The following is a 19,379-nucleotide window of genomic DNA, read 5'->3' on the forward strand; positions in this document are numbered from 1 at the left end:
CTGCCTTTTTGGCATGGCCACCCGGCAACACCTCATGACGATGCTTCCATTCCCGCGCGCCCGCGGCGTTTTTTCCAGCCTGCAAGCCCTTGCGGCACCCACGCGCAAGGCGGCGCGGCGATGAGCGAAAGCGTGCGCCTGGCCAAGCGCGTGGCCGCGGAACAGTCCTGCTCCCGGGGCGACGCCGAGCGGTATATCGAAGGCGGATGGGTCGCCGTTGACGGGGAATGCGTCGAGGAACCCGGCTACCGGGTGGCTCCGGGCCAGGTCGTGAGCCTCCTGCCGGGCGCGCGCCTGGAAGAGGTCCGCCCCGTCACCATTCTGCTGCACAAGCCCGCCGGCCTGTATGCCAATGACGAGCCGGGTTCGGCCCGGGACCTGATCCAGCCCGAGAACCTGATGCCGGGCGACCGCTCCGGCCTGCGCTACCTGAAACGCATGTTCAACGGCCTGCGGCTGGTGACGCCCCTGGAGCGCGCGGCCAGCGGGCTGCTCGTGTACACGCAGGAGTATCCCGTGGCGCGCAAGCTGCTCGAGGAAGGCCGCTATGTCGAGCAGGAGTACGTGGCCCAGGTGTCGGGCCGGTTGCAGGATGGGGACCTGGCGCGCCTGCAGCGCGGCCTGGCTTACCAGGGCCGCGCGGCCACGCCCATGAAAATCAGCTGGCAGAACGAAACCCACCTCCGCTTCGCCTTGAAGACTCCGGACCCCGGATTCATCGAGTACGTGTGCGATGCCGCCGGCCTGCGCCTGGAGGCGCTGCGGCGTATCCGCATCGGGCGCCTGCCGATGGCGGGCCTGGCGGCGGGGCAATGGCGTTACCGCCTTGCCTATGAACGGTTCTGAGGAACAGGAATGACAATGACGGAATCGCGCGCCGGCCAGGAGAGCCGCCGCCTTGCCGAAGGACGCAGGAATTTCCTGGTCAACGCCGGCCTGCTGGGCCTGTCCGCCGCCGTGCTGGGAGGCTGCGCGGGTCCCGCCGCCGTATCCCCCCGCAAGCCGCCGGCTCCCGTCCCGCCCGCGCCCCCGGCTTCCCACGCAGGAGCCGCCGCGTCGGCCGTGCCGGCCCTCAAGCCCGGCGCCCGGGTCGCCATCGTGGCCCCGGCGTCCGCCGCCCCGGACGCCAGCGATCTTGCCGCGCAGTGGCTGGAGGCGCGAGGCTACGCCGCGCAAGTCATGCCGGCCTCGCGCACTCGCCTGGACGCTCCATACGACTACCTGGCGGGCGCCGATGCCGAACGGCTCGGCGATCTGCACGCGGCGTTCGCCGCGCCCGACATCGGCGCCGTGTGGTGCCTGCAGGGAGGATTCGGATCATGGCGCCTGCTGGACAGGCTGGACTTCGGCCTGCTGCGGCGCAATCCCAAACCCTTCATCGGCTATAGCGACATCACGGCGCTGCATCTGGCCATGCAGCGGCACGCGGGCTTCGTTACCTTCCACGGCCCGATGCTGGCCCAGGACATGCTGGCCGGCAAACGCCAACCCACGGAATCCCATCTGCTGGCCATGATCGGCGGGCAGGTGGGGCAGGGGGCGTGGATCGAGCCGCCGCCGGACGCCACCGCGACCGAGCTCGTGCCTGGCACGGCCACCGGGCGGCTGGTCGGGGGCAACCTGGCGCTGATCGCCGCGCTCATAGGCTCCCCCAACGAGATCGACACCCGCGACGCCATCCTGTTCATCGAGGACGTCAACGAAGCGCTGCCCAGGGTGGACCGCTTGCTCAGCCAGCTGGCGGCCGCCGGCAAGTTCGACGGCGTCAAGGGCGTGCTGGTCGGCAATTTCACGCGCATCCTGGGCGTGTCGATGGACGAGGCCCAGGCCCAGGGCATGCTGTATCCGCTGATCCTCGACCAGTTCCGCGCACGCGGGATCCCGGTATTGGGCGGCTGGCCCAGCGGCCATGGCGACCCGAATCTGACCCTGCCGCTGGGCGCGCGCGTGACGTTGGATACGGGGCGCGGCGCCCTGCGGCTCGAACAGGCGATAGCGATCTAGCGACATGCATCATTAATAGCGCACAATACATGATAATGACTTATTAATAGGTCACGCCATGTCGAGGGCGTGCATCATTTATGATGCATATTCCTCTACAAAGCGCTATTATTGAGTCATGAAAAAGAAAATCGAACCCAGCTTCGACGCCGCCGAAGCGCTGGCGCGGATCGGCGCCAATATCCGCACCGCCCGGCTGCGCCGCGCCGAGACGGAATCCGCGCTTGCCGGCCGCATGGGCGTATCCCGGGCGACCATCGCCCGCCTGGAGCGCGGCGATGGCGGCGTATCGCTGGCGCTTGCCGTGGAAGCCTTGATCCAATACGGATACGCAGACCAAGTTTTCGCGCTGGGCGACCCGGAACAGGATGGCGTCGGCAAGCGGCTCGACGCCGTGCGCAGGCCGAACCGGGGCAGCGCGGGCGCGCTGCACTCGCACCGCGCCGACCCCTCCCGGCTGTAGGCGGCGGGCCCCGACATGGCGCGCGCCAAAAAGCACAAATCGGTCGAAAGCGAGCTGTTCGTCTACGTCGACATCCGCGGCGAGGCCGTGCTGGCTGGCGTCCTGACGCTGGACGACTCCGACGAGAACCACTTTTTCGCCGAATTCACCTACGTGCAGTCGTATGTGGACGACCCGCGGGCCTTCGCGCTCGATCCGCTGAACCTGCCGCTGGCCGACTCCAGGACGACATTCCGCACCGAAAGCCGCTACGAGAGGCTGGGCGCGATCTTCGACGCCGCCCCGGACGCCTGGGGGCGCAATGTCATGCGCGTGGACAACGCCGGCGCGCGCGTGACCGAAGACGAAGTGCTGCTGAAAGGCAGGGGCATGGGCGTCGGCGCATTGTTCTTCAGCGCTCGGCTGCTCACGCCCAACATGCGCAAGACGTATCGCCTGCCCGAAGTCAGCCAGCTGGAATCGCTGGCCAGCCTGTTGACCGACATCGACCAGGGCGTCAAGCCCAAGGGGCTGTACCGGGACATCCTGGGCAGCTCCTGGGATATCGGCGGCGCGCGTCCCAAGACCATCGTGCGCGACGACCAGGGCGAAATGTGGATCGCCAAGTTTCCGCGCAAGGGCGATTCGTACGACCGGCAGCGGGTCGAGTACGCCAATTTGCAGATGGCCAAGGCCATAGGCCTGACCGTGCCGGATATCCGCCTCGCCGAAACGCATTTGGGGGCGGTCCTGCTGACGCATCGCTTCGACCGCGAATTGCTGCCGGCCGGGCAGGGCGCGGATCCAGTCATCGCGCGCCGCCACTTCCTGAGCGGGGCCTCGCTCATCAGCCCCTCCGTGCAGATCGGCAAGCGCGAGCTCGACGGGCCGCGCGGCAAGGCCACGTATTCCTACGCGCGGCTGGCCGACGTCACGCGCCGCGTGTCGTCCAACCCCGTGCAGGACCTGAAGGAGCTGTACGCGCGCATGGTCCTGAACGTGGCCGTCCACAACACCGACGACCACCTGAAGAACGTCGGCTTCCTGAAGGACGAGGCCGCGCACAGCTACCGCCTGTCGCCCCTGTTCGACGTGGTGACGCAGGAAGGGTCGGCCAAGCACTATCTTCATATCGGCGCGGCGGGCCGGGAAAGCTCGTTCGAGAATTGCCTGAGCGAGTACCGGCGCTTCGGCCTGCGATCGGAAGCCGCCGCCCGGGAGATCCTCGAGCACGTGCTCGGCGTGGTGCGGGAACGCCGGCGGTTCTACGACATGGCCGGCATGAGCGCGGAAGAGATCGTCCAGGTGGAAGCCTCGCTGATGGCCTGGCGCCACGCAGGCCTGGTCGAACGTCCCCCGCGCTAGCGCGGCACGCCGGCGCCGTTCAGGCGTGCGCGGCCAGCGAGCCCCAGTCCTGCCCGCGCGCCTGCATGCGGGCATGGAAATCCTGGCTCAGGGCGGCCAGCGTGACTTCGCCGAAGCGGTCCAGCAATAGCGTTTCCGCCTGGTCGAATGCGTCGGTCAAGGCGGCGTTGACGGCGGCCTCGACCAGGCAGCCGGGCGATTCGCTGCGGTTGCCCATGGCGAAGATCCCGGGCGAGCCCAGCGCCTCGTAGATGTCGCGCAAGGTGACGGCCGAAAAATCGCAGGAAATCGACCATCCGCCGCCATGGCCTTTCCCGGAACGCACCAGGCCCTGCGCGCGCAGCCCGGCCATGATGCGCCGGATCACCACCGGATTGGTCCGCATCACCTTGCCCAACGCTTCCGACGTCATCGGGCCGGGGGCCTCGGCCATGTGGAGCAGTACGTGGAGCACGCCGGAAAGTTTGCTGTCTCGTCTCATGCAACGGATGCTATTGCATGAGCTCCGGCGGGCGCAAGCCCGCTAGGCCCGCCTGGCCGACCAACTGCCCCGGCCCGAGGCCTTGCCGCTCATGGTCCTGCCGTTCACCAGCCCGGTATAGCGCACCCCATTGACCGTGAACGCGATTTCGGCGCCATTCAGGCGCGCATCGGAAATCGGGACCGAACCCAGCTTGCCCGACAATTTCTGGTAGTGCTGGTCCAGCTGCAGCGTCTGCCCATCCACATCCCATTTGCCTTGCACCTTCGCCGGCACGATCCACAACAGCGCGGTGCAATAGGTGCTGCAATCCTGCGTGACGGTCTCCTCGGCGTCCGGTTCCCAATCGCCCATCCGGAAGGTGTTCGACACCACGCGCGTGCCGGGCGCCAGTTCCAGCAGCCTGGGACGCAGCTTCTCGTTGATCGTGGACAGCAGGAACATGGTGATGACGTCCGCCTTCGAGAGATCGGTGGCGAACAGATCCGCCGCCACGAAGGTGGCGCGGTCGCCCACGCCCGCGCGCTCGGCGTTGCGGCGCGACAATTCGACCAGGTCGGGGTTGTATTCGATGCCCTGGGCCGTCAGCCCGCGCTGCGCGGCGGTGATGACGGTGCGGCCGTCGCCCGAGCCAAGGTCCATCAGCCGGTCCTTGGGAGTGACCTTGGCCATGTCGAGCATCTTGTCCACGAGCGTTTGCGGGGTGGGCACCCAGATGACGTCCTTGCCGTCCTGGCCCACGTTGGGCACGTACTCCTGCTGCCCGGCCGGCTGCGTCGCCGCCGGCGCGGCCTGGGCGCCGGCGTCGAAGGCGCAGGCCAGGGCCAGCGCCATCGCCGAGGCCAGCGCCGCCAGGCGCAGCCGCCGCGGAGCCCGCCGGACGCCGGGCAATTGGGACTGAATCGCGATCTGCATGATGAAGGCTCCTTGCGTGGGGACTCGAAAGGCGGGCCGGAAGCGCCCTGGCTAGGGCCGCGCGGGCGCCGGCTTGAGCAGGCGCAACATGGGCAGGCCCGCCGCCAGGACGGCCAGCCCGATCAGGGCGCCGGCTCCCGCATAGACGGCGCTCGAATACACCAGGCCCGCGCACGCCAGCGCCAACAGCGCGGGCGGAAGCGGGTAGAGCGGCACCCGGAACGGCCGCGGGCGTTCGGGATCGATGCGCCGCAGGCGCCACACCGACAGCGCGACCAGCAGCATGAAGATCCAGAACACCGGCGCCGTGTACGCCACCATGGTCTGCACGCTGTTCTGGCTGAAGGCGCCCAGCGCGACCAGGGCCAGCGTGATCGCGCCCTGGGCCAGCAGCGCGGCCGTCGGCGTATCGTTGCGCTCGCTCCAGGCCGCCAGTGTCCGCAACCGGGGCACGTCCCGCCCCAGCGCGCAATACAGGCGGGCGCCGGTGATGATCGTGCCGTTGATGGTGCTGAGCGCCGTGGCGCAGATCGTCAGGCTGAGCAGGGCGGCCGCATAGGGGCCCGCCGCCAGCTGCATGACGTCGGCGCCCAGCGCCGGCGTGTCCCGCAGCCCCTGCAGACCAAAGATTTCGAGCAGGGCCAGATTGATCAATACGTAGGCGCCGGTGACGATGGCCGTGCCGGTCAGCAGCACCCGGCTCATATTGCGGCCGGGCTCGCGCAGTTCGCCGCTGAGATAGGCCGCCTCGTTCCAGCCGCCATAGGTCAGCAACACGAAAACCATGCCCATCCCCATGAGCCCGGCCGGGTTGCCCGCCAGCGGCGTGGCCGCGTCGCTGCGCAGCGGATTGTCACCGGTGGCCGACAGGCTGGCGACGAGCACCGCCGCCAGGGCGGCCAGCGTCAACATGGTGAACGTCCATTGCAGGCGCTTCGAATACCGGGTGCCCGCTACGTTCAGGGCCGTCAGCGCCACGACGGATATTGCGGCGTGCAGGGCGGGGCCGTGGGCGCCCAAGGGGGCGAGGCGCTGGGCGTAATCACCGTAGATATAGGCAACCACCGCGATGGCGCCCGTCTGGATAACGGTGCAGCGCGCCCAGGCGAACAACAAGCCCGCGCGCTGGCCCCAGGCGCGCGTCAGGTACAGGTACTCGCCCCCGGCCCCCGGATACGCCGAGCCCAGTTCTCCATAGCAAAGCGCCCCGATCAGCATCACGAAACCGCCCGCGCACCACAGCCCGATATAGCCGGCCTCGGAGGCGGCATGCTGGGCCACCAATGGGGGAAAGCCGAAAATGCCTATGCCGACGACCACGCCGACCAGCACCATCGTTGCGTCCATCACCGACAAGCCGGCCGGCGCGCGCGCCACCGCCGCGTCCGATACGCCGCTCATCGCGGACGATCCCAAGCGCGCCGGACCGCGTTCCGGCCGTGAGGCTCCCGCTGCCTGTCCCGTGTCCGCCGCGCGTGAAGCGAACGGATGGAACTCGCGGGCGAACGCGTAGGCAACAACAATGTCATCGGGACTCTCGCGTGGACGGCAGGGCGGCGGATGCGGCTCGGGGCCGGATCTGACATTTTCCTGAATACCTAAGCGACCGATGCGAGTCCGGAAAAGTTTCTCCGGGTTTACCCGAAAAAATGCGGAAAGATTCGGGCCCTGTCGAATCCTTCTGTGAGAAACAACATTAATAAATATACTTAATATGTTGATTTATTTGAATTATTTATTCAATTCTAAAGTAAATTATTTAAAGCAGTCTCTCAACATTTGAGGCAGACTTGAAGCGCGGCCTATTGCAGGTTCCGGTCCACGCACGCCTTCCAGTCCGAAGGCAGGGGAATATCGCGCGCAACGGCGCAGGCGGGCTTGCACAGATAGATGGAGCAGCCCACATAGCTGATGCCTGACAGCGCAAGCGTGATCATCGGCCGCGCCAAGGGCGCCGGAACCCCGCGAAGCAAGCGCAAGGCAAAGTCGGACAGCTCGGCGAACCCCTTGCCAAACGAGTCGCGCAGCAAGCGCAGGGTCACGCCGTACAACCAGGAGGAGAACCGCGCGCGGCCGAGCTTGCGGCAGGCTTCTATCTGTTGCCCGAAAGCGGGCGCCAGGCCGGGATCGGTGCGTTGCACCTGCGCCTTCACCAGCCCCGACAGCGCGCTGGCATGCAGGCACACCAGATCACGCAGGGGCGGCTGGGCATCGGCCGGCGGCGTTGCGGACCGGCCGGCCGGGGCGGCACAATGGTTCGTCGGCGTCAACATTTCCCGTCGGATCGCAAATCTTCATCACTAGACTTCATGGACGAGGATTAGATAGTGCGGACGGGTCCTTGTGAATCACTGAAACTGGGTATTCGCCTGCCGGGCCGGCGCCGGGCGCGGGCAAGCGAGCCCCTCTCAACTCGGGAGCATCGACATGAAGCTATCCCTACGCGCGGGTCTGGCGGCGCTGGCATTGGCCGGCTCGGCGAGCGCGCCGACGGCGGCCACGGCGCATCATGGCTGGTCTTGGGCCGAATCCGAACAGATGACTTTGCAAGGCATCGTGCAGCAGGTGCAGATCGCTCCGCCCCATCCCTGGCTGGACGTCCGGACCGATGACGGAACCTGGCGCGTCGAGCTCGGCAACCCCACCCAGACGAAGGAAGCGGGATTCGTCGAAGGTTCGGCCAAGCCCGGCGATACCGTGACCGCCATCGGGAACCGGGACCGGGATTCCTCCAACAAGCGCATGAAGGCCGTGCAGATCAAGGTGGGCGACAAAACCTACGATATCTATCCCAGCCGCATCCGGAAGCCCTGAGCACGGGACGGCGACGATGCCCGACCTGCTGCGGTTCGCCCTGGAACAGCTCGCGGCCGTGCCGCCCGCGATCTGGCTGCGGCGGTCGGGCACGCTATATCTGCTCGTGAACGCGGCGCACATCGCTTCGATCGGGCTGCTCATCGGCGCTATCGTGCCCCTGGATCTGCGCCTGCTGGGCCTGCTCAGGCCCGGCCCGCTGACCCTGCTTGCGCCCGTGCTGGCGCGCACCGCGTCGGCCGGACTGGGCTTGGCCGTGCTGACGGGGGCGATGCTGTTCAGCGTCCAGCCGCTGGAATACCTTGAAAACCGCGCGTTTCTGGTCAAGATGGGCCTGTTGGCCGCGGGGGCGCTGAATGCCTGGCTCGTGCGCCGCGGCCGGGCCTGGGCGAGAGTCCTGGACCAGGGCAGGGCCGGGGCCGCCATGCGCGCGCAGGCGGGCGCGTCGCTCCTGCTGTGGCTGGGATGTCTGGTGGCGGGGCGCTGGATCGGGTTCCTGTGATGCGTGCCCGGGAGCGCCCCGGCCCCGGGGGGCGGGCGAGGGCAGGGGCTTAGTTACGCCTTGGCCTCGGCCAGCGCCCGCTGCACCGCGGGGCGTTCGGCGACACGCGCCATATAGGCGGTCAGCTTCGGAAACTGCGTCATGTCCACGCCGTCGCCCTCGAGCCAGCTGCCGATGGTGTACATATAGCCATCGACCACGCTATAGCGATCGCCCGCCACCCACGGGCCGGCGATCTGCGATTCGAGATAGGCCGCGCACGCCGTCATGGCCTGCGGCACCTTGGCGCGCATGGCCTCGTGCGCGGCGGGATCGTCCGCCCAGCGCGCTCCGCGCCGCTTGTGCGCATGCGCCACGTGGGCGGTGGAAGCCAGATAGCTCGCCAGTTCCTGCATGCGCGCGAACGCGAAGGGATCGTCCTGGGGCGCCAGGCCGGCTTTCGGAAAACTCTGCGCCACGAAGGCCAGCAGCGCCGGCGTCTCCGTCAGCACGCCGTGTTCGGTCTCCAGTGCGGGCACGCGCCCCTTGGGATTGATGCGCAGGTATTCGGCGCTTTGCTGCTGCCCGGCGCTGAAGTCCAGCTTGACGAGATCGAAATCTGCGCCCGCTTCATGCAGCGCGATATGCGTGGCAAGCGCGCAGGTACCAGGGGCGGAGTAAAAGGTCCAACGGGACATCTGCATCCTCTTTCGGCATAGGGTGGAACTGGCATTATCTCCCTAGGCCGCCTGGATGCCCAGCCACCCGAGTATGCCCACATAGACGCCCACGGCGATGATCAGCACGCTGGACAGATAGGGCGCGCGCCGCGCCAGGCCGCTGAACCAGGGTGCATGCCGGGCAGCGTGGCGCACGCTCAGCGCCGCGACCGCGCCCACCGTGACCAGGGTGATGGCCAGACCGATAGAAAAGCACAGCACCAGCACGGCGCCCAGCGTGAATTCCTTGAGCTGCAGGCACAGCAGCAGCACGGTGATGGCGGCGGGGCAGGGAATCAGTCCCCCGGTCAGGCCGAACAGGGCGATCTGCCAGTTCGTCACGCGCCGATCCGCGAAGCGCCGGCGGATATCGTTGGCGTGCGCCAGTTGATGCGCGTCCTGGTGCTCGCCGGCCGCGTCGTCCTGCCCGCATGCCGTTCCATGGGAATGATCGTGACCGTGCGCATGCGCGCCATGGGCATGGCCGTGCGCGTGCGAAGCATCGTGGGCATGCCCATGCCCGGCGTGCTGTTCGCGCCAGGTGCGCCAGAACATCCAGGCGGCGATCAGCACGATGATCACGCCGGACGCGAGTTGGAAGTAGGGTTCGATCGCCTCCGCGGCCACGCCTTGCCAGAGGAGCATGCCGCCCAGCCCGATGCCCCACACGACCAGGGTGTGCGAGATCGTCGCCGTGATTCCAAGCAGCACCGCCTGCCACACGGTTCCGCGGATCGCGACGATGAAGGCGGCCATCATCGTTTTGGAGTGGCCGGGTTCCAACCCGTGCAGGGCGCCCAGCAGGATGGCGCTGGGGACGAATAGCCAGGCGTGCGACGCTCCCTGGGCGACCAATTCGGCAAAGGACGGCATGGGCGGGCGCCTACAGGTATCTGGTGATGGCTTTGAATTCGTCGATGGCGCGCTGCTGGTCGCGCCCGAGATCGCCCACGGCGTCCTGCAGGCAATGGTCGATGTGATCCTGGATCAGGACCTTCTTGGCCTGCGAGACCGCTTTCTCGACCGCATGCAGCTGCTGGGCCAGCTCCAGGCAGGGGCGGTGCGCGTCCATCATGTGCAGGATGCTGCGCAAATGGCCTTCCGCGCGCTTGAGGCGCTTGGCCACGGCGTCGTGGTGGTGGTGCGGGTCGACGGTTTTCATGCGCGAAATAATATCCTCCCAGGGAGGATGCCAACGCAATAGCCATGATGGCGAATGGGGTTATCTCGCCCGCGGGCCAGTCGCTGCGCTGCCAAGGTGGCGGAGCCGGCCCGGGGCCGCGCGCCCGCTTCCGCTATCGCGAGGCTGCATGGCGGGCAATAGCAGGCATCTCATGGCGGGTAAACCATGCCTGCCCGCGCAACGCTATGATTGGCGGCTTCCCCACCGCACATTGGTCCGATAATGCAGTCAGCGCGCTTGAGAGACCTGCTGGAGCAGCGGCAGGTCGGCGTCTACTTCGGCGCAGTGGCTGTCGCGGCGATCCTTGCATGGCGCATCCCGGCATCGGCGGCCCTGGCGCCCGCCATCGATCCCTTGCTCGGATTCATGCTATTCGTGACCTTTCTCCAGGTGCCGCTCACGCAGTTGCGGCGGGCCGCGGCCCAGCTCCGGTTCCTGGGCGCGCTGCTGACGTCGAATTTCATCGCCATCCCGCTGCTGCTCGCCTGCCTGCAGCCCTGGCTGCCCGGCGCGCCGCTGGCCAGGATAGGCGTGCTGTTCGTGCTGCTGACACCCTGCATCGACTATGTCGTGACCTTTGCGCACATCGGCCGGGCCGACGCGCGTCCGCTGCTCGCGGCCACGCCGATACTGCTGGGCGCCCAAATGCTCCTGCTGCCCATCTACCTGGGCGCGTTCCTCGGAGCCGAAGCCGCGGGCCTGGCGCAATGGCAACCCTTTGTCCATGCCTTCATCTGGCTCATCGCGGCGCCGCTCGGTCTCGCTGCGCTCTTCCAGGCCGGCGCGGCCCGAAGCCGCGCCATGCGCGCCGCGGTCAGCCTGCTTGGCGTCCTGCCCGTGCCCGCGACCGCGCTCGTGCTGTTCGTCGTCGTTGCCGCAGTGGCTCCCCGGTTGGGATTGGCCCTCGACGAGGTGAGGGCGGCCATTCCCGTCTATGCCGCGTTTGCCGTGCTGGCGCCCCTCATCGGCTGGGCAACCGGCCGCCTGTGGCGGCTGCCGGCCGAGCAGGCGAGGGCCGTGTCGTTCAGTTCCGCGACGCGGAACTCCCTGGTCGTGCTGCCACTGGGCCTGGCCATCCCGGGCGCCGTGCCGATCTTGCCGGCCGTCATCGTGGCCCAGACCCTGGTGGAGCTGGTGAGCGAGCTGATATACATCCGCCTGCTGCCCCGGCTGGGCGCGGCGCGGCGGGCCGAGCGCGCGCGCAATTAGGTGTCCGCGGCGCCTGCCGCCCGCACTGTCTGCCCCAGGCCACAATGTTTGCCCATTTTTGACTTGATCGATAAAAACATTGCGCTATCGGCCGTGTGCCATTTAGATTTGGACTTGAAAGCCGCTGGCGCGGCCCCCAGCGGCGAATCCCGCCCGCTTCAAGAAACACCATCCAGATTTCGCTTTTCGGATAGCGCGGAATCGGGATCGGCACTATTTTTTCCCTGTCGATAGAAAGAACGGTTTCGATTTCTGTAGCACCGAATGTTCCCCGGCCTGACTCGCATGACGGAGAGAGCAAGTGAAACTGCAGCTGAAAATCGGATTGACGGTAGCGGCGCCGGCCCACCCAACCCCATCTCGCATTCCGGCCTCCGGACCATCATGGCGCCCAAGCCGGGAAGGCCGGCCGAAGCCCGGCAAGGCGCCATCGCCAGCCGTTGAGCATCCGAGCTTCATGAGCCGTTGATCGAAGGGGGAAGAGGCATGGCCAATCGGGACGGCATTCTGGCGCTCGAACAGGCGGTATCCCAGGCGGTGCTCGGCCAGGCCGAGGTGATCAGGAACATCATCGTGGCGCTGCTCGCGGACGGCCACGTCCTGCTGGAAAGCCTGCCGGGCCTGGCCAAGACGCGCACCGTCAAGGCCCTGGCCGCGCACCTGGCGGCCGAAATGCGCCGCATCCAGTTCACTCCGGACCTGCTGCCTTCCGACATCACGGGCGCCGACGTATTGCAGCAAGACGCCGAAGGGCGCAACCAGGTGGCGTTCCAGCCCGGCCCGCTTTTCGGCAATCTCATCCTGGCGGACGAGGTGAACCGGGCCCCGGCAAAGGTGCAGTCGGCCCTGCTGGAAGCGATGGAAGAGCGCCAGATCACGGTCGGCGGCACCACGCGGGCCATGCCTTCGCTGTTCATGGTGCTGGCCACGCAGAACCCCATCGAACAGGAAGGGACCTATCCCTTGCCGGAGGCGCAGATGGACCGCTTCCTGATGAAGATCTGCCTGGACTATCCCGCGGCCGGCGACGAAATGGCGATGCTGGGCCTGCTGCGCCAGCCCGCGGGCAAGCAGGAGGCCGCCATGCGCTTGTCGCAGGACGAGCTGTTCGCGTGCCGGGCCGAGGTCGCGGCAGTCCATGTCTCGGAGGCGGTCGACCGGTACATCGTCGATCTCGTGAATGCGACGCGCAGGCCCGGCGATGACGAACTGGCCCGCTGGCTGCAGGTGGGGGCCAGCCCGCGCGGCGCCATTGCGCTGGACCGGGCGGCGCGCGCTCACGCCTGGCTGTCCGCGGCCGACTTCAGCTCGCCGGACGACGTGCGCGCCGTGGCCCACGCCGTCCTGCGCCACCGCCTGCACCTGTCATACGACGCGGTGGCCGACGGCGTGACGCCGGACGCGGTGATCGACCGGCTGCTGGATACCGTCGCGGTGCCGGCCTAGGGCGCGTCCATGCAGCCGCATCCCGTCCACCCCCCGCTCGCCGAACTCATGGCCCTGGAGGCCGCCGTGGCCGGCCTGTCGTTTCACGCGCGCCAGCCCTTGGGCAGCGTGCTTGCGGGCCTGCACGGTTCGCGGCTTCGGGGCCGGGGGCTGGATTTCGCCGAACTGCGCCGCTACGTGCCCGGCGACGACCTGCGGCAACTGGACCTGCGGGCGTCGCTGCGCTACGGCAAGCCTTACGTGCGCTCCTATACGGAAGAGCGCGACCGCCCCGCGCTGGTGCTGGCCGATCAACGCATGAGCATGTACTTCGGATCCGTGCGGGCGTTCAAATGCGCGGTCGGGGCAAGACTCGCCGCGACCGCCGCCTGGATGGCCTATCTTGCGGGCGACCGCGTCGGCGGCATCGTGTTCGACGACGACGGCCAGCGCAGCTTCAAGCCATTGCGCAGCCGCGACCGGGTGCGGGCCTATCTTGCCGAGGTCGTCCGGGCCAATCAGGGCCTGTCGGCGCAGCGGCCGGAGCGGCCGCGGCCGCAAGGCCTGAACGCCGCGCTGCGCGCCGCCCTGGCGCAGGCGCCGCACGATTGCCTGGTATGCATCATCAGCGATTTCTCGGGCGCCGACGACGACACGCTGCGCGGCCTGCGCCTGCTGGCCGCGCACAACGACGTCGTCGCCGTGCTGGTGTTCGATCCCATGGCGCAGAACATTCCCAGCCGGGGCCGCCTGGTGGTCACCCAGGGCGAACTCCACCTGGAAATCGCCGTGGGACGGCGGCGCGAACGCCAGCCGCTGGCCGATTTCTTCAGCGGCCGGCTGCGCGAAGTGGCCGAGGTGCTGCGGCGCAGCCGCGTGCCCCTGCTGAGCGTAGACACGGCGCAGGATGAACTGATGCAATTGCGCCGTGAGCTGGGCCGGCAGGTGCCGGGAGGGCGGACATGAGCGCCCAACCGCCAGGCCTGGACCAGTTGCGCGAACTGCCTTTGCCCGAGCCGGTCTCCTACTGGCCGCAGACCTGGGGCTGGGCGGCGCTCGGCCTGCTCTTGACGGTCGCGGCGGCTTGGCTGGCCACGCGCGCATGGCGGCGCTGGCACCGGAACCGCTATCGGCGCGAGGCGCTGTCCGAACTGGCGCGGCTCGAAGCCGCGGCCGCCTCGGATCCGCAGGCCGCGCGCGGCCTGCCCGCATTGCTCAAGCGCGCCGCGCTGGCGGCGCAGCCCTCCGGCGCGGCCGCGCCGCTGGCGGGCGACGCCTGGGCGGCCTGGCTGGCGCGTTGCGGGCCGCCTTTGCCCGACGATGGCGCCCGTCTGCTTGAAACGCTGGCCTATGCGCCGGACGCCTCGGTGCGCGCGCTGGATCCGTCGGACCTGCGCCGGCTGCTGGCCGCCAGCCGCCAGTGGATGGAGCGGCACCATGTGGCGGCTTGAATATCCCTGGCTGCTGGCCGCCGCGCCCCTGGCCTGGGCGGCCTATCGGTGGCTGCCTCCCTACGTGCAGGCGCGCAGCGCGCTGCGCACACCGTTTTTCGAGACCATGGCCAGGCTGACGGGCAAATCCCCCTCGCGCCCCGGCGTGCAGGCCAGCCGCGGGCAGTTGTGGCTGAACGTCGCGGTATGGCTGCTATTGCTGCTGGCGCTGGCCCGGCCGCAATGGATCGAACCGCCATTGACCCATACCGAGCCCGTGCGCGACATCCTGCTGGCCGTCGACATCTCGCAGTCCATGGACAGCGTCGATTTCCGCGACGCCCAGGGCAGGCCCGCAACGCGCTGGCAAGCCGTCCGGGCGGTGGTGGCCGACTTCATCGCCAAGCGCGGCGGCGACCGCCTGGGACTGATCGTGTTCGGCGCGGGAGCCTATCCGCAGGCCCCGCTGACGCGGGACCACGCGACGCTGAGCCTGTTGCTGGACCAGACCGCCGTAGGCATGGCCGGGCCGAATACCGCCATCGGCGACGCGATAGGGCTGGGCATCCGCATGCTGGACGCCGCCAAGGAGCGTGACAAGGTGATGATCCTGCTGACGGACGGCAACGATACCGGCAGCGCGGTGCCGCCGACGCGCGCGGCCCGGCTAGCCTCGGAACACCGCATCGTGGTGCACACGATCGGCATCGGCGATCCCCAGGCCGGCGGCGAGGACCGCGTGGACTTCGGCGCGCTGCAATCCATCGCGCGCGCCACGGGCGGGCGCTTCTTCCGCGCCGGCGACCTCGCCGCGCTGCAGGAGGTCTACAGCACCCTGGATCGCCTGACGCCGCAGGAGGTGAAGACCCTGAGCCACCAGCCCGCGCGCGAGTATTTCTGGGTTCCGCTGGCGGCCGCGCTGGCCTTGCTGGGCCTCTGGCACGCGATCGCGGCGCTGCGGTCGCGACTGGGAACAGGAGAGGGCAGGGAGGGGGCCTCGTGGACCTGAGCGACTTCCACTTCCTGCGGCCATGGTTCCTGCTCGGCGTCGCGCTTGCCATCGCCCTGTGGGCGGCGGGCCGCGCGCAGCGCGGCGCGCTCGGCCGGGACAGCGGGATCGCCCCGGCGTTACTGCCGTACCTGATCCTCCATACTGCGGGCTCCCGAGGCCCCCGGCCGCTGGACACGGCCGCGCTGCTGCTCGCGCTGGGCTCGGTGGCCGCGGCGGGGCCGGCCTGGCAACGGGACGAGCCCGACTTCCTCGACAACGTGGCGCCGCTGGTGGTTGCCGTGGACCTGTCGCGCACCATGGACGCCACCGATGTGCCGCCGTCGCGGCTGGAGGCCGCCAAGCGGACGGTGCGAGATCTGGCCGCGCGGCGCGCCGGCGCGAAAACGGGCCTGATCGCCTATGCCGGCAGCAGCCACCTCGTGCTGCCGCCCACCGATGACCACGATCTGCTGGACCTCTTCGTCCAGGCCCTGTCCACCGACCTGATCGACCGCGACGGCCGAGACGCAGCCGGCGCCATCGATCTGGCCGCGCAGGTGCTGGCGGCCGAGCGCGCGGGCGGCACGCTGCTGCTCATGACCGATGGCGCGCCCGCCCCGGACAAGGTGCGGGCGCGGGCGCAAGCCGCCCGCGATCTGCAGATTCTCATCATGGCCGTGGGGAAGGGCGGGGAAGCCGGAGGCGTGGACGTGCCGGCCTTGCGCGACCTGGCGCGCGCGGCGGGCGCGCCGCTGGGCAGCCTGACTGCCACCCCGGACGACCTGGATTGGATCGTCCTGCATGCGCAACAGCACTTCGAATCCGTGCAGGACTCCAAGGGCGGGGCGCCGCACTGGAAGGACGCGGGGTACTGGCTGTGCTGGCCATTGGCGCTTCTGGCGCTGCTGGCCCTGCGGCGCGGCTGGCGCGTGGCGTGGCAGGCCTGCCTGGTGGCGGGCGTCTTCGCTTTCGCGGCCCCCCACGAGGCCCGCGCAAGCGGTCTGGCGGATGCTTTTTTCACGCCCGACCAGCAGGGGCGGCTGGCATTCGAGCGCGGCGACTTCGGCGCGGCGGCGGACCTTTTCCAGGATCCCTACTGGAAGGGACGGGCGGCCTACGCGGCCGGCGACTATCCCGCCGCCCTGACCGCGTTCTCCCGGCAGACCAGCCCCGAGGCCTATTTCTATATCGGCAACACGCAGGTCCGCTTGCATCGCTACGACGCGGCGCTCTCGGCCTACGATCGCGCCCTGGCCCTGAGGCCGGGATGGCAGCCCGCGGCGGTGAATCGCGGAATCGTCACTCGGCTGCTGGCGGCGATGAGCCAGGAGCAGCAGGGCGACCAGGGCGAGCCGCCGGATCGCACCGTCGCCGACAAGACCGCCCAGGCGGGCCAGCTTGCGAAAGTGCAGGTCCCCCGGGCCGCGTCGGAAGACGTCTGGCTGCGCAATCTCAGCCTGTCGCCCGCGCGCTTTCTGCGCGGCAAGTTCGCGGTCCAGGATGCGGGGGGACGGCCATGATGCGACGGATCCGCCGCTGGAGCCTGCTGCTCTCCATGGCGCTGATGGCCCCGCTGTACGCGCAGGAGGCGCCGGTGCTGCGCGTGACCGCCAAGGCCCCCGCGCAAGGACAGACCGGCGCAACGGTCCGCCTGCAACTGGAAGTGATGACTTCCACATGGTTCACGCAGCCCCCTCGGTTGCCCGCGCTGGACCTGCCCGGCGTGCTGGTGACTCCGCCTTCGGGCGAAGCCGAGCTGGTGCGCGGCAACCAGGACGGCCAGGCCTTCAGCGGTCTGCGCTACACCTATCTGCTGAGCGCGCAGTCGGCTGGCACGCTGCGGATACCCGCCCTGGCCGTGACCGCGCGGCTGGGCCCGGGCGGCGCGCCGGTGACGGCCGAAAGCGCGCCCTTGTCCATCGAGTTCACGGGAGCGGCCCAGCCCGGCAAGGTCGTCGGAGACCTGACCGTGACGCAGTCGTTCACCCTGGCGCCGGACCCGATGGTGCAGGGCGGCCGCATCACCCGCAGCGTGACCCAGCGGGCCGACGGCGTGCAGGCGATGCTATTGCCGCCGGCGCCGCTTGCGGACGTGCCGCACTTCAAGCGTTACCCGCGGGAACCCGAAGTGGTCACGCTGACCGACGGGCGCGGCGGCTTCCTGGGCGGCCAGCGCATCGACCGCGCCGACTACATCGCGCAAGAGGCCGGCAGCTATGAGCTGCCGCCCCTGATCCTGAACTGGACCGATGGCCCCGGCGGAGCGCTCCAAAGCAAGACGCTGCCCGGCCGCCGGATCGATGTGGCCGCCGCCGCGCAGGCCGCGCCGCCTTTCTCGCTGGCCGACGATCTGGCCCGGCTTCGGCATGGCTTGCGCTGGGTCCTGCCGCCCTGGGCCGTGCCGGCGATCGTCGCCGCGACGGCGGCGGGTTTCGCGCTATGGCTGGGGTGGGCATGGTGGATGCGGCTGGCTCGGGCCATGGGCGCCGCCGCCAGGGCCGGCCGGGCCCGGTGGCGGGCCAGCGAACCCCATTATTGGTTCGCGTGGCGCCGCGAGGCGCATGGCGCGAAGCCGGTGTTGAGTGATTTCTATCGATGGATCCGGCGCGGCAGCGGGGCGGTGGCGCTGCGCGAGGCGCTGGCGCCAATGGACGAGGCGGACCGTCAGCTCGCGGAAAGCACGCTGCGGCGGGTCTACGGCGCGGGGGAGGGAAATGCGGATTGGCGCGCGCGGCTCGCCGCCCGCAGCCGCGCATGGCGAAAGGCCTGGCGCAGGCGCTCTGCGCCCCCGGCCGCCTTGCGGGCCGAACTGAATCCCGTGGACCAAGCAGGGCGCAATGCGCGCGTGGGGAGAAGCTGATGCGGCGTTTCAATGACACCGAACCGATGCGGCGCTGGCTCGCGTGGGCGTGGCTGTGCGCGTTATGCCTGCTGGCGGGCTGCGCGGCGCCCGCGTCCCAGACCCGCGCCGACCTGCCGTCGTGGGCGGACGGGCCCTCGCGCAGCGCCATCGTTGAATTCGTCCAGGCGGTGACCGAGCCGGGCAGCCCGGACTTCGTCGCGCCCGATGCCCGCATCGCGGTCTTCGACAACGACGGCACGCTCTGGAGCGAGCAGCCCATGTATTTCCAGTTCATGTTCGCGCTGGACGAGGTCCGCGCCCAGGCGCCATCCCATCCCGAATGGAACCGCCGGCAGCCGTTCAAGGCAGTGCTGGAGGGCGACAAGGCCGCGCTGGCCCAATCGGGCGAACGCGGGCTGATGGAGATCGTCGTCGCCACCCATACCGGAATGACCGTGGACCAGTTCTCGACGCGCGTAGACGGTTGGCTGCGGACCGCGCGCCATCCGCGCACCGGCAAGCCCTACACCAGCATGACCTTTGCGCCCATGCGCGAATTGCTGGATTACCTGCGCGCCCGGGGTTTCAAGACCTACATCGTTTCGGGCGGCGAGACGGAGTTCATGCGTCCGTGGACGGAGGCGGCCTACGGCATTCCGCCGGAACAGGTCATCGGCAGCGGTTTCACCACCGAGTTCCAGGACCAAGGCGGCACCTTCCAGCTCATGCGCCAGCCCAAGCTGGAATTCAACGACGACGGCCCGGGCAAGCCCGTGGCGATCCAGCGCTATATCGGACGCCGCCCGATCCTCGCATTCGGCAATTCCGACGGCGATCTGCAGATGCTCCAGTGGACCGCGGCGGGGCCGGGCAGGCGGTTCGCCGGCCTCGTCCATCACACCGACGCCAAGCGCGAATGGGCCTATGACCGGGAATCCCGCATCGGACGCCTGGACAAGGCCCTGGACGAGGCGCGCGGCAAGGGATGGACGGTCGTCGACATGGAGAAAGAATGGAAGCGGATCTACGAATTCGACCAGCCTTGATGGTTTCTGTTGACCCAGCGGCCCGTTCGCGG

Annotated in this window: 21 protein-coding genes; 14 read left to right on the forward strand and 7 right to left on the reverse strand. The window is 69.0% G+C overall.

What is annotated here, in order from left to right; translation table 11 throughout:
- Positions 1-120 precede the first annotated feature (120 nt).
- The 4 genes from ACN6PJ_RS02830 to ACN6PJ_RS02845 all read left to right on the forward strand — a co-directional run bounded on the left by ACN6PJ_RS02830 (position 121) and on the right by ACN6PJ_RS02845 (position 3,811).
- Positions 121-846, forward strand: coding sequence for an RNA pseudouridine synthase (locus ACN6PJ_RS02830; protein ID WP_427994377.1), 726 nt, complete (start codon positions 121-123; stop codon positions 844-846).
- A 216-nt stretch (positions 847-1,062) separates the two neighbouring features.
- On the forward strand, positions 1,063-2,004 hold the full coding sequence (locus tag ACN6PJ_RS02835) for a S66 peptidase family protein (protein ID WP_427994465.1): 942 nt from the start codon (positions 1,063-1,065) through the stop codon (positions 2,002-2,004).
- Positions 2,005-2,122: 118 nt separating this feature from the next.
- Positions 2,123-2,467 (forward strand): helix-turn-helix transcriptional regulator, encoded by a 345-nt coding sequence (locus tag ACN6PJ_RS02840; protein WP_427994378.1) that lies wholly within the window; start codon positions 2,123-2,125, stop codon positions 2,465-2,467.
- 15 nt (positions 2,468-2,482) lie between these two features.
- Positions 2,483-3,811, forward strand: a complete 1,329-nt coding sequence (locus ACN6PJ_RS02845) for a type II toxin-antitoxin system HipA family toxin (RefSeq protein WP_427994380.1) — start codon at positions 2,483-2,485, stop codon at positions 3,809-3,811.
- 19 nt (positions 3,812-3,830) lie between these two features.
- On the opposite strand, the gene ACN6PJ_RS02850 is transcribed toward ACN6PJ_RS02845, so the two are convergent.
- From ACN6PJ_RS02850 to ACN6PJ_RS02865, 4 genes are all read right to left on the reverse strand, one after another.
- Entirely contained in the window at positions 3,831-4,292 is a 462-nt protein-coding gene (locus ACN6PJ_RS02850) for an Rrf2 family transcriptional regulator (RefSeq protein ID WP_427994381.1), read from the reverse strand.
- Positions 4,293-4,334: 42 nt separating this feature from the next.
- A complete protein-coding gene (locus ACN6PJ_RS02855) occupies positions 4,335-5,207 on the reverse strand; it encodes an SAM-dependent methyltransferase (RefSeq protein ID WP_427994382.1) in 873 nt (290 codons plus the stop codon).
- 51 nt (positions 5,208-5,258) lie between these two features.
- Positions 5,259-6,608 carry an APC family permease gene (locus ACN6PJ_RS02860; RefSeq protein ID WP_427994383.1) on the reverse strand — a complete coding sequence of 450 codons (1,350 nt, stop codon included), beginning with the start codon at positions 6,606-6,608 and terminating at the stop codon, positions 5,259-5,261.
- 401 nt (positions 6,609-7,009) lie between these two features.
- Positions 7,010-7,480, reverse strand: coding sequence for a hypothetical protein (locus tag ACN6PJ_RS02865; protein ID WP_427994384.1), 471 nt, complete (start codon positions 7,478-7,480; stop codon positions 7,010-7,012).
- Between the two features lie 154 nt (positions 7,481-7,634).
- On the opposite strand from ACN6PJ_RS02865, the gene ACN6PJ_RS02870 reads away from it, so the two are divergent.
- Entirely contained in the window at positions 7,635-8,021 is a 387-nt protein-coding gene (locus tag ACN6PJ_RS02870; protein ID WP_427994385.1) for a DUF6152 family protein, read from the forward strand.
- 16 nt (positions 8,022-8,037) lie between these two features.
- Positions 8,038-8,523 carry a DUF6644 family protein gene (locus ACN6PJ_RS02875; protein ID WP_427994386.1) on the forward strand — a complete coding sequence of 162 codons (486 nt, stop codon included), beginning with the start codon at positions 8,038-8,040 and terminating at the stop codon, positions 8,521-8,523.
- Between the two features lie 53 nt (positions 8,524-8,576).
- Here the strand turns inward: ACN6PJ_RS02875 and ACN6PJ_RS02880 are convergent, their stop codons facing one another.
- The 3 genes from ACN6PJ_RS02880 to ACN6PJ_RS02890 are packed head-to-tail and all read right to left on the reverse strand — an operon-like array spanning position 8,577 to position 10,383.
- Positions 8,577-9,200 (reverse strand): glutathione S-transferase family protein, encoded by a 624-nt coding sequence (locus ACN6PJ_RS02880; protein ID WP_427994387.1) that lies wholly within the window; start codon positions 9,198-9,200, stop codon positions 8,577-8,579.
- A 42-nt stretch (positions 9,201-9,242) separates the two neighbouring features.
- Positions 9,243-10,094 (reverse strand): nickel/cobalt efflux transporter, encoded by an 852-nt coding sequence (locus ACN6PJ_RS02885; RefSeq protein ID WP_427994388.1) that lies wholly within the window; start codon positions 10,092-10,094, stop codon positions 9,243-9,245.
- A gap of 10 nt (positions 10,095-10,104) precedes the next feature.
- Positions 10,105-10,383, reverse strand: coding sequence for a metal-sensing transcriptional repressor (locus tag ACN6PJ_RS02890; protein WP_427994389.1), 279 nt, complete (start codon positions 10,381-10,383; stop codon positions 10,105-10,107).
- Between the two features lie 243 nt (positions 10,384-10,626).
- Here ACN6PJ_RS02890 and ACN6PJ_RS02895 point away from each other — a divergent pair, with 243 nt between their 5' ends.
- From ACN6PJ_RS02895 to ACN6PJ_RS02930, 8 genes are all read left to right on the forward strand, one after another.
- Positions 10,627-11,613, forward strand: coding sequence for an arsenic resistance protein (locus tag ACN6PJ_RS02895; RefSeq protein WP_427994390.1), 987 nt, complete (start codon positions 10,627-10,629; stop codon positions 11,611-11,613).
- 486 nt (positions 11,614-12,099) lie between these two features.
- Positions 12,100-13,059: an AAA family ATPase gene (locus tag ACN6PJ_RS02900; protein ID WP_427994391.1), complete on the forward strand. Its 960-nt coding sequence runs from the start codon at positions 12,100-12,102 to the stop codon at positions 13,057-13,059.
- Positions 13,060-13,068: 9 nt separating this feature from the next.
- Positions 13,069-14,004 (forward strand): DUF58 domain-containing protein, encoded by a 936-nt coding sequence (locus ACN6PJ_RS02905; protein WP_427994392.1) that lies wholly within the window; start codon positions 13,069-13,071, stop codon positions 14,002-14,004.
- On the forward strand, positions 14,001-14,489 hold the full coding sequence (locus ACN6PJ_RS02910; protein WP_427994393.1) for a DUF4381 domain-containing protein: 489 nt from the start codon (positions 14,001-14,003) through the stop codon (positions 14,487-14,489). The genes ACN6PJ_RS02905 and ACN6PJ_RS02910 overlap by 4 nt, the downstream gene beginning before the upstream one ends.
- Entirely contained in the window at positions 14,476-15,477 is a 1,002-nt protein-coding gene (locus tag ACN6PJ_RS02915) for a vWA domain-containing protein (protein ID WP_427994394.1), read from the forward strand. Before ACN6PJ_RS02910 ends, ACN6PJ_RS02915 begins: the two co-directional genes overlap by 14 nt.
- Complete coding sequence (locus tag ACN6PJ_RS02920; RefSeq protein ID WP_427994395.1) at positions 15,468-16,979, forward strand: vWA domain-containing protein; 1,512 nt, start codon at positions 15,468-15,470, stop codon at positions 16,977-16,979. The genes ACN6PJ_RS02915 and ACN6PJ_RS02920 overlap by 10 nt, the downstream gene beginning before the upstream one ends.
- Positions 16,976-18,319, forward strand: a complete 1,344-nt coding sequence (locus tag ACN6PJ_RS02925) for a BatD family protein (RefSeq protein ID WP_427994396.1) — start codon at positions 16,976-16,978, stop codon at positions 18,317-18,319. Before ACN6PJ_RS02920 ends, ACN6PJ_RS02925 begins: the two co-directional genes overlap by 4 nt.
- Positions 18,319-19,347, forward strand: coding sequence for an HAD family hydrolase (locus ACN6PJ_RS02930; RefSeq protein WP_427994397.1), 1,029 nt, complete (start codon positions 18,319-18,321; stop codon positions 19,345-19,347). Before ACN6PJ_RS02925 ends, ACN6PJ_RS02930 begins: the two co-directional genes overlap by 1 nt.
- The last annotated feature ends 32 nt before the right edge of the window (positions 19,348-19,379 follow it).

The sequence above is a fragment of the Achromobacter sp. genome, from assembly GCF_050285585.1.
GTDB lineage: Bacteria > Pseudomonadota > Gammaproteobacteria > Burkholderiales > Burkholderiaceae_B > Achromobacter.

What these genes read in the sequence shown, in the direction of transcription:
- ACN6PJ_RS02885 (WP_427994388.1), bottom strand. Translation starts at nt 10,094, where the DNA reads ATGCCGTCCTTTGCCGAATTGGTCGCCCAGGGAGCGTCGCACGCCTGG.
- ACN6PJ_RS02905 (WP_427994392.1), top strand. Translation starts at nt 13,069, where the DNA reads ATGCAGCCGCATCCCGTCCACCCCCCGCTCGCCGAACTCATGGCCCTG.
- ACN6PJ_RS02915 (WP_427994394.1), top strand. Translation starts at nt 14,476, where the DNA reads ATGTGGCGGCTTGAATATCCCTGGCTGCTGGCCGCCGCGCCCCTGGCC.
- ACN6PJ_RS02865 (WP_427994384.1), bottom strand. Translation starts at nt 7,480, where the DNA reads ATGTTGACGCCGACGAACCATTGTGCCGCCCCGGCCGGCCGGTCCGCA.
- ACN6PJ_RS02830 (WP_427994377.1), top strand. Translation starts at nt 121, where the DNA reads ATGAGCGAAAGCGTGCGCCTGGCCAAGCGCGTGGCCGCGGAACAGTCC.
- ACN6PJ_RS02875 (WP_427994386.1), top strand. Translation starts at nt 8,038, where the DNA reads ATGCCCGACCTGCTGCGGTTCGCCCTGGAACAGCTCGCGGCCGTGCCG.
- ACN6PJ_RS02900 (WP_427994391.1), top strand. Translation starts at nt 12,100, where the DNA reads ATGGCCAATCGGGACGGCATTCTGGCGCTCGAACAGGCGGTATCCCAG.
- ACN6PJ_RS02890 (WP_427994389.1), bottom strand. Translation starts at nt 10,383, where the DNA reads ATGAAAACCGTCGACCCGCACCACCACCACGACGCCGTGGCCAAGCGC.
- ACN6PJ_RS02880 (WP_427994387.1), bottom strand. Translation starts at nt 9,200, where the DNA reads ATGTCCCGTTGGACCTTTTACTCCGCCCCTGGTACCTGCGCGCTTGCC.
- ACN6PJ_RS02845 (WP_427994380.1), top strand. Translation starts at nt 2,483, where the DNA reads ATGGCGCGCGCCAAAAAGCACAAATCGGTCGAAAGCGAGCTGTTCGTC.
- ACN6PJ_RS02870 (WP_427994385.1), top strand. Translation starts at nt 7,635, where the DNA reads ATGAAGCTATCCCTACGCGCGGGTCTGGCGGCGCTGGCATTGGCCGGC.
- ACN6PJ_RS02850 (WP_427994381.1), bottom strand. Translation starts at nt 4,292, where the DNA reads ATGAGACGAGACAGCAAACTTTCCGGCGTGCTCCACGTACTGCTCCAC.
- ACN6PJ_RS02840 (WP_427994378.1), top strand. Translation starts at nt 2,123, where the DNA reads ATGAAAAAGAAAATCGAACCCAGCTTCGACGCCGCCGAAGCGCTGGCG.
- ACN6PJ_RS02930 (WP_427994397.1), top strand. Translation starts at nt 18,319, where the DNA reads ATGCGGCGTTTCAATGACACCGAACCGATGCGGCGCTGGCTCGCGTGG.
- ACN6PJ_RS02855 (WP_427994382.1), bottom strand. Translation starts at nt 5,207, where the DNA reads ATGCAGATCGCGATTCAGTCCCAATTGCCCGGCGTCCGGCGGGCTCCG.
- ACN6PJ_RS02925 (WP_427994396.1), top strand. Translation starts at nt 16,976, where the DNA reads ATGATGCGACGGATCCGCCGCTGGAGCCTGCTGCTCTCCATGGCGCTG.
- ACN6PJ_RS02860 (WP_427994383.1), bottom strand. Translation starts at nt 6,608, where the DNA reads ATGAGCGGCGTATCGGACGCGGCGGTGGCGCGCGCGCCGGCCGGCTTG.
- ACN6PJ_RS02895 (WP_427994390.1), top strand. Translation starts at nt 10,627, where the DNA reads ATGCAGTCAGCGCGCTTGAGAGACCTGCTGGAGCAGCGGCAGGTCGGC.
- ACN6PJ_RS02910 (WP_427994393.1), top strand. Translation starts at nt 14,001, where the DNA reads ATGAGCGCCCAACCGCCAGGCCTGGACCAGTTGCGCGAACTGCCTTTG.